Here is a 6662-nt window from a genome sequence, read left to right as displayed (position 1 = left end):
CACTCATGAAAGCGTCTCCGCATCCAATGGTATTTTCAACCTGAACTGTCAAAGGAAATACCCGGTAAACAGCATTACCATAGCGGACAATGGACCCCTCTTCTCCTCTGGATACAGCCACACAAGAAATTCCTTGGGATGCAATCTGATCTATCCCGTCCATAATTTCTTCCTCGTTTTGAATCCTCTTTCCAGTCACCTGAGAAAGCTCATCAACATTTGGTTTGACCAGAAAAGGGGTTTGTCCAATTCCTCTGATCAGATTATCCGAACTGGTATCCAGAAAAAATCTTATCTTTTTTCCCGTCTTTCCGATACTCTCCATAATTAGATTGTATATGTAAGGTACTGATGTATTCGATGCATCTCCAGACAATACCAGATAGTCCCCGTCCCGGAGTGTCTCCTCCAGCGAAATGAGCATCCCTTGACAAATCTCTTCTGGTATCTCTCGCCCCCGCTCCGTTATTAAGGTGCAGGAATGATTTTCCTCAATTAAAGCATAATTCATACGGGATTCCCCATCTTCGTATTGGAGAAAATGAGTTTCCACTTCACTCTCCTTCAGCATGGACTCAATCTTCTTTCCCAATTTTCCAAATCCAATTCCATAGGCTCTGCTTTTGCACCCCAAAATTCTTAAATTAACAGACACATGTGTCCCTTTCCCACCAAGTACATCTTTGGATTGCTTGATTCGATTTGTATTGTCCCGATCAAATTCCTTAATAAAAAGCAACCTGTCAATTGCGGGATTAATGGTTAATGTACAAATCATGTCAACCTCCTTTCCATATCAATTATTTTTGTTTATGTTGGAATTATATTACAAAACAGTCATAAATGCAAGTAATATTTTAAACTATTCGCTTGTTTTAGTCTTTATATTGTTATTTTCCAAATTTTTCCATATTCGATTTTTGTTTATGACTGTTTTATTTATTACAAACAATTAAATTGTTTTTTCCTCGCTATTGCGTTATCGTTAACGCTGTTGTATAATTTATAGCATACAACACTATTGTTTGTCAAGAAAAACATACTGCGTTGAATCTTTAAGGAGGTATATATTATGAGTAAATGTAATACAAATCCTGATGACTATGTCATCGGCATTGACATCGGAGGTACCAACTTCCGCATCGGAGCCATTACCCAGGATCTGACACTGGAAAATGCCAGAAGAGTCAGTAGCCGCCAGTTGTTTGAATCGGATGATCCCATTCTGGTTCTCGCCCGATTTCTCTCTTCCTACATGGAGGAAATCCCAGGCACCTGCCGCGGCATCTGCCTGGGATTTCCCGGAACCGTTGACAAAAAAAAGCAAGTGGTCTATTCCTGCCCCAACCTCCCCAGCATTACTAATAAGAATGTTGCTGGTATCCTGGGCGAACGGTTTCATCTTCCCGTTTGCGCTGAGCATGATGTGATCCTTTTGTTGTCCAATGATTTAAAATCCGCTAATTTACAGGCATTAGACTGTGTCATTGCCCTTTATGTGGGGACCGGCCTTGGAAATGCACTTTATATCCACGGACGCTTTCTGGAAGGAAAAAACGGAGTTGCAGGAGAACTGGGGCATATCCCTGTATTGGGTAACCCAGAACCTTGTCCATGTGGAAATCAGGGCTGTCTGGAACTCTTTTGTGCCGGAAAAAAGCTAGAGAAAATACAGGAAGAATTCTATCCTAAAATTCCCTTTGATGAACTCTTTTCCCACTACAGTACAGACGGTCCTCTTGCCTTATACGTGGATGCACTGGCTGTGGCTGCAGCTACAGAAATCAATATCCTGGATCCAGACTGTATCCTACTGTCAGGCGGGGTCATTAACATGGCTGATTTTCCTTATGAACATTTGACTCAGAGGATACGCAGTTATGTCAGAAAACCTTTCCCGGAGCAGTCACTCACTTTTTTAAGAGGTATCACCGACCCCTTTTCCGGAGTTTTGGGTGCTGGAATTTATATGTGGGATCGCATATAATTATCCATATTTTTGTGGAAATCAAATTATAAAAATGTGGTTTTTTATATAATTCGGTCATTTTATCATTGACAATTATGTATCTCTATGCAATAATGAGAATACCTTAGCTAATAAACCAAAATTCAAATCACGAGAAAGGAACGATCTATATGAACAAAGTATCACCCTCTGTCATGTGTATTGATATGATGGAATTAAAAAAGCAGCTGAATGCTTTAGACCAGGCAGGTGTGGATTTGTACCACATTGATATTATGGATGGACATTTTGTTCCAAACTTTTGTCTGAACGGATATCTGATGCAAGAAATTCGCAAGGTTTCCAAGACACCAATGGATGTGCATCTTATGGTAACCAATCCTATGGATTACATTCAGTATTTTGCTGAGTGCGGTGCTGACACCATCACGTTACATATTGAAACTCTGGAGCATCCCATCCGGGCTATGAAACAGATACGCAGCCTGGGAAAACGTACCGGGATTGCTATCAATCCAGCAACCGATTTAGCATCCCTTAAATACATGATGGAATTCATAGATATGATCTGTATCATGAGCGTAGATCCAGGTTTTGCCGGACAGACGCTGGTTTCCACAGCTTATGAAAAAATTACAGCTGTGCGCAGAATGTTTTCCGAAGCAGGATACAATATTGACATCATGGTGGACGGACAGGTAAAAGAAGAGACCGCCCCCAAAATGGTTGCCGCCGGTGCAAATGTGCTGGTACTGGGATCCTCCGGTCTCTTTAAATATCCGGAAGAAAAATATCCGGAAGTGATTTCTATGTATCAGAATTACTAAGAATAAGAAAGGAAAATAATTATGGAAAAGTTAACGATGTTTGGTATGCCGATTGTTCTTTCTACAGAAGATCAGAAGCTGAAACCAAAAAATAAAAATGTAAACTACGAGGATTATTCCCGTAAATATTCTAAGGGTATGTTTGGCCTGCTGGCTGATAATTCCTATCTCAAAGAAGATGAACCCTATTACGACTTCTACAAGGCTATTGTGGATGACAGCGTGCGGGCAAAATTTTCAAATGAAAATCTGCGCTATGACAGCACGGTGATTATGGAGGGGTTTGCAGGGAAAGAATTCAAAAAAACGGCTGGACATTTCCACTGTCTGATTCCTGGAAAAACGGTAAGCTATCCGGAACTGTATCAGGTAATCAAAGGAACCGCACTTTTTGTTATGCAACGCGTAAACGATAACACAATAACAGATGGAAATATGGTAGTTCAAGACATCATTCTGGCTGAAGTTCATGCTGGTGAATCCATTGTGGTTCCTCCCGATTTTGGTCACTGTACGGTGAATATCGGATCTGAGACCATGGTCTTTGTAAACCTGGTATCCTGCGATAGTCATAATTCCTATGAATCCGTTAAGAGCAGCGCCGGCATGTGCTGCTATGTCTTGAGAAATCCGGATGGAAGTTACCACATTGAAAAAAATCCGCATTATGATTTCGCTTGCCAGCCACGGATCGTAGTTCCCACAGACTCTCCTACGCTGGGCATCTCGAAAAATGTACCTGTTTATACTTCTTTTTTAAAAGCTCCGGAAACCTACCGTTATTTAAACGAACCGGAGGGTCTGATGTCCGATTACTTTTCAATGCTGAAAGATAAAGAGTAAAATCGGAGCAGTATCAATACTACTTTACGTATAGAAGAATCCCGACCAAGCCGCTATCAGCTGATCGGGATTCTTCTATTTATTTCAACAGCCTGCCTTTACATTACCGATATCTCCTCTCTGACAATCCGTACCCACTCACGCAAATTCTCCGGATTCTTACCCAGCGTATGATTATCTTTCATAATAATTTCCACACAATTATCTCTGCATATCCGCAATGTTTCCCGAAGATCACGCCTCACTTTATCCTGGTCCAGCTTTGATGATGCAAGATCCGTCGGTGACGGCTTCAGGGAATAGATATAATCCTGTTTTAATTTAGATGCCATCATTTCTTTATCCGCCCAGGGCGATACCGAGATTCTCCGAAGATTGCTCACTTCTTTTACAATATCAAACCTCTGATCCATTGGTTCACAGCAGCCGTAGCAGGTCAGGCCGAAGCGCTCCATGATGGGTTTCTGATAGGGGAATATGAATTCTTTGAACATTTCCGTTGATACTCCCACTGTGATCTGGCTTTCTGACAGCCCCCACATATCTTTGGTTCGAACCCTGCCGGAAAAATCAGATGCAGGAAGTTCCGTAGTATACCCGATTCCTCCGGACCCTACATAGGAATTATCGTTGTTAAGAGAAAAGAGCCCATTTTCCTCCAGGAAATCCAGTTTTGCCATGACTCCATCCCGGAGCATTGCCATCATTATATGTATATTCTCCGGTTCATCATAAAAATCGTACATCAGCTGTTCCATGCCTCTTAAAAACGCCGCTTCATCCGTCAAGCCAACTGACCAAAACCATGCGGTATTTCGTTGTGTTTTCAGGCTTCCTTCAAATAATTCACAGGCTGTTTCATACAAATTATTCGTTGCATCGTAGTTCAGGATATATGCTTCTTTTTCCACTTGGGCAAGCTCATCGTAGTCTTTCATAATTGCATCAATGTGATAAGCCCCTCCCTGTTCCATTTTAATTCCTTTGTTGAATTTGGACACTTTTCCCTGCAATCCCCAGGGCTTTACTTTGTGTACATAAGGAAGGGTAAATACTGGTTCTACTACGTAGTCATCATTCATCTGCTCTCCCCAAAAGATCTGCTTTCTGATATGCAGCTCCCAGTATCTGGCAATACTGTTTTCGCACTGTATGATTTTATCCGGAATGATTTCATTCCAGCCATTTTCCGGATCACACAGAATCAGGGGACGGGTATGCTGCAGCATGTTGTGTGCCGTCCATAATTTCCGCCGTTCCCGCATAATCGGTTTAGCCGCTGACTCTGCCATTCTTTTAGCCAGCTCACGTAATATTTCCCGGTCCTTCTTGGGGAAATCTAAATTGCTGTAATCAGCCATATTAAAATTTACTCTGATATTCATATGTTCCATAATTGCTCACTCCATTTCAATAAAATTCTTACTATAGACTGTACAATCTGCTATAATGAGTATAGTTTATTCAAACATGCTTAACAATCCAAATAGTTGCTGTTCTATTATATTAAAATTGCTGTTTTATAGAGAGGTATGATATGAATATCGAGCGTAAGAGTTATGTGCTGGCAAATGAAGCCGGGGTATCTCCAGGATCGGAGTTTTTTATTGCATCGGAAGAATGCCAGGATACGGATATCTTCAATCATCTGGTTATGTGTGGACAGTACCATTGTACGGACGGTTATGTGATAGACCGTCTCTTTTATGACTGTCTTTTTATTGCCTATATTGATCAGGGAGCCATGGACATTGATTATGAGGGTACCCACCAAACTGCTGTTGCTGGCGATGTTGTTTTTATGGATTTAAAAAACCCTCACCGTTATGGGGCAGCAGGCAGCCTGGATTTTAGCTGGCTTCATATCAAGGGGAGTATCTGCAATCATATCTATGAACATTATCGTAATAAAAACGGTATTATCATACATGACTATACCTGCAGAGATATTTCCTCGAATATCCGTTACATCCTGTCATCCTTCAAAACAGGACAACTTCTGAGTAAAACGGATCTGTCCTCTGCTATCTATAAGACCCTGATTTCTTCACTTTCCGCTGAAAATAACAGTACTGCTTCCAGATCAACCAGAGTGGTCACTGTGGCTATTGAGTATATGAAATATAACCTCAGCAACAAAATCAGTCTCATTGATATTGCTTCTTCCGTTCATATGAGTAAATATCACTTTATCCGGATTTTTAAAAATAATACCGGGTATTCGCCCTATGAGTATCTGCAAAAGCTGAGGATGGATACCGCCAAGCACTTGCTGCATACTACGAATAAAACCATTGGTGAAATATCCAGAGCGGTAGGTTACCAAAGTGAAATGGGATTTACTTCTGCTTTTTGTGAAAAAGTTGGCATCTCACCGGGAAGGTATCGAAACAGCTTGTTTTAGCTAACCTTTTCATTCTACTTTTCAATAGGATATGTTAGTATACTGGCTGCTGCTGGGTGATGCAGTGGAGCATACCACCGTATTGGTATAGGGCTGTCACATTAATCGGTACAATGTCCCGCCCGGCATACAGCTTTGACAGAATTGCAGCAGCGATGTCATCGTTGCTGTCTCCATATACGGGCAGCAGCACAACCTTATTACCCACATAAAAGTTGAGATAGCTGCCCTTGTAGTCAAGTCCTTTCACGTTTTTGGAGGTCAATTGTTTCTCGGCCACAAGACCACCTCCCATTGTTTTGCATACATTATACTGCATTTACCTTTTACAAACAATAAGAAGTTATTCTTCTTCCCGCCGTCAAGACTGGTTACCTGAAAGGATTCAGGAAATAATCCATTATTTCCTTGTAGTCACGCGCTTACTGCTTCCATAAACGGTGTAACTACCAGGTCTTTAGCTTTTATAATTCGGACGAATAAAGCTGATAGATACCGGCAATTTCAAGCACGGTTGCCAGATTCTTCAGTATGTGGATCTTAGCTCTGCGGATACACAAAACTGATGTGTATCCGCAGAGCTTCTTTTTCATTATTTAGCTGTTACTGTAATTTCCTC

At 41.2% G+C, this 6662-nt stretch carries 7 protein-coding genes; 4 read left to right on the top strand and 3 right to left on the bottom strand.

Annotation, left to right across the window (positions count from 1 at the left end; all coding sequences use genetic code 11):
- The coding region (locus tag ACH2DQ_RS19110) for a 1-phosphofructokinase family hexose kinase (RefSeq protein ID WP_395027868.1) at positions 1-778 on the bottom strand (778 nt) is incomplete at its 3' end.
- Positions 779-1072: 294 nt separating this feature from the next.
- Between ACH2DQ_RS19110 and alsK the strand changes: the two genes are divergently transcribed.
- From alsK to ACH2DQ_RS19095, 3 genes are all read left to right on the top strand, one after another.
- Positions 1073-1987, top strand: a complete 915-nt coding sequence (gene alsK, locus ACH2DQ_RS19105; RefSeq protein ID WP_394915298.1) for an allose kinase — start codon at positions 1073-1075, stop codon at positions 1985-1987.
- Positions 1988-2139: 152 nt separating this feature from the next.
- Positions 2140-2796 carry a ribulose-phosphate 3-epimerase gene (gene rpe, locus ACH2DQ_RS19100; RefSeq protein WP_394915299.1) on the top strand — a complete coding sequence of 219 codons (657 nt, stop codon included), beginning with the start codon at positions 2140-2142 and terminating at the stop codon, positions 2794-2796.
- 21 nt (positions 2797-2817) lie between these two features.
- Entirely contained in the window at positions 2818-3639 is an 822-nt protein-coding gene (locus tag ACH2DQ_RS19095; protein WP_394915300.1) for a glucose-6-phosphate isomerase family protein, read from the top strand.
- A 98-nt stretch (positions 3640-3737) separates the two neighbouring features.
- Here the strand turns inward: ACH2DQ_RS19095 and ACH2DQ_RS19090 are convergent, their stop codons facing one another.
- Positions 3738-5033 (bottom strand): hypothetical protein, encoded by a 1296-nt coding sequence (locus ACH2DQ_RS19090; RefSeq protein ID WP_394915301.1) that lies wholly within the window; start codon positions 5031-5033, stop codon positions 3738-3740.
- 143 nt (positions 5034-5176) lie between these two features.
- Between ACH2DQ_RS19090 and ACH2DQ_RS19085 the strand changes: the two genes are divergently transcribed.
- Positions 5177-6043: an AraC family transcriptional regulator gene (locus tag ACH2DQ_RS19085; protein ID WP_394915302.1), complete on the top strand. Its 867-nt coding sequence runs from the start codon at positions 5177-5179 to the stop codon at positions 6041-6043.
- Positions 6044-6077: 34 nt separating this feature from the next.
- Here the strand turns inward: ACH2DQ_RS19085 and ACH2DQ_RS19080 are convergent, their stop codons facing one another.
- On the bottom strand, positions 6078-6323 hold the full coding sequence (locus ACH2DQ_RS19080; protein ID WP_394915303.1) for an agmatine deiminase family protein: 246 nt from the start codon (positions 6321-6323) through the stop codon (positions 6078-6080).
- Between the last annotated feature and the right edge of the window lie 339 nt (positions 6324-6662).

This window comes from Robinsoniella sp. (assembly GCF_034124845.1).
This window is presented reverse-complemented; position numbering and strand designations above follow the sequence as displayed.

Coding starts and splice junctions, on each gene's coding strand:
- alsK (WP_394915298.1), top strand. CDS start 1,073: ATGAGTAAATGTAATACAAATCCTGATGACTATGTCATCGGCATTGAC.
- ACH2DQ_RS19090 (WP_394915301.1), bottom strand. CDS start 5,033: ATGGAACATATGAATATCAGAGTAAATTTTAATATGGCTGATTACAGC.
- ACH2DQ_RS19085 (WP_394915302.1), top strand. CDS start 5,177: ATGAATATCGAGCGTAAGAGTTATGTGCTGGCAAATGAAGCCGGGGTA.
- rpe (WP_394915299.1), top strand. CDS start 2,140: ATGAACAAAGTATCACCCTCTGTCATGTGTATTGATATGATGGAATTA.
- ACH2DQ_RS19095 (WP_394915300.1), top strand. CDS start 2,818: ATGGAAAAGTTAACGATGTTTGGTATGCCGATTGTTCTTTCTACAGAA.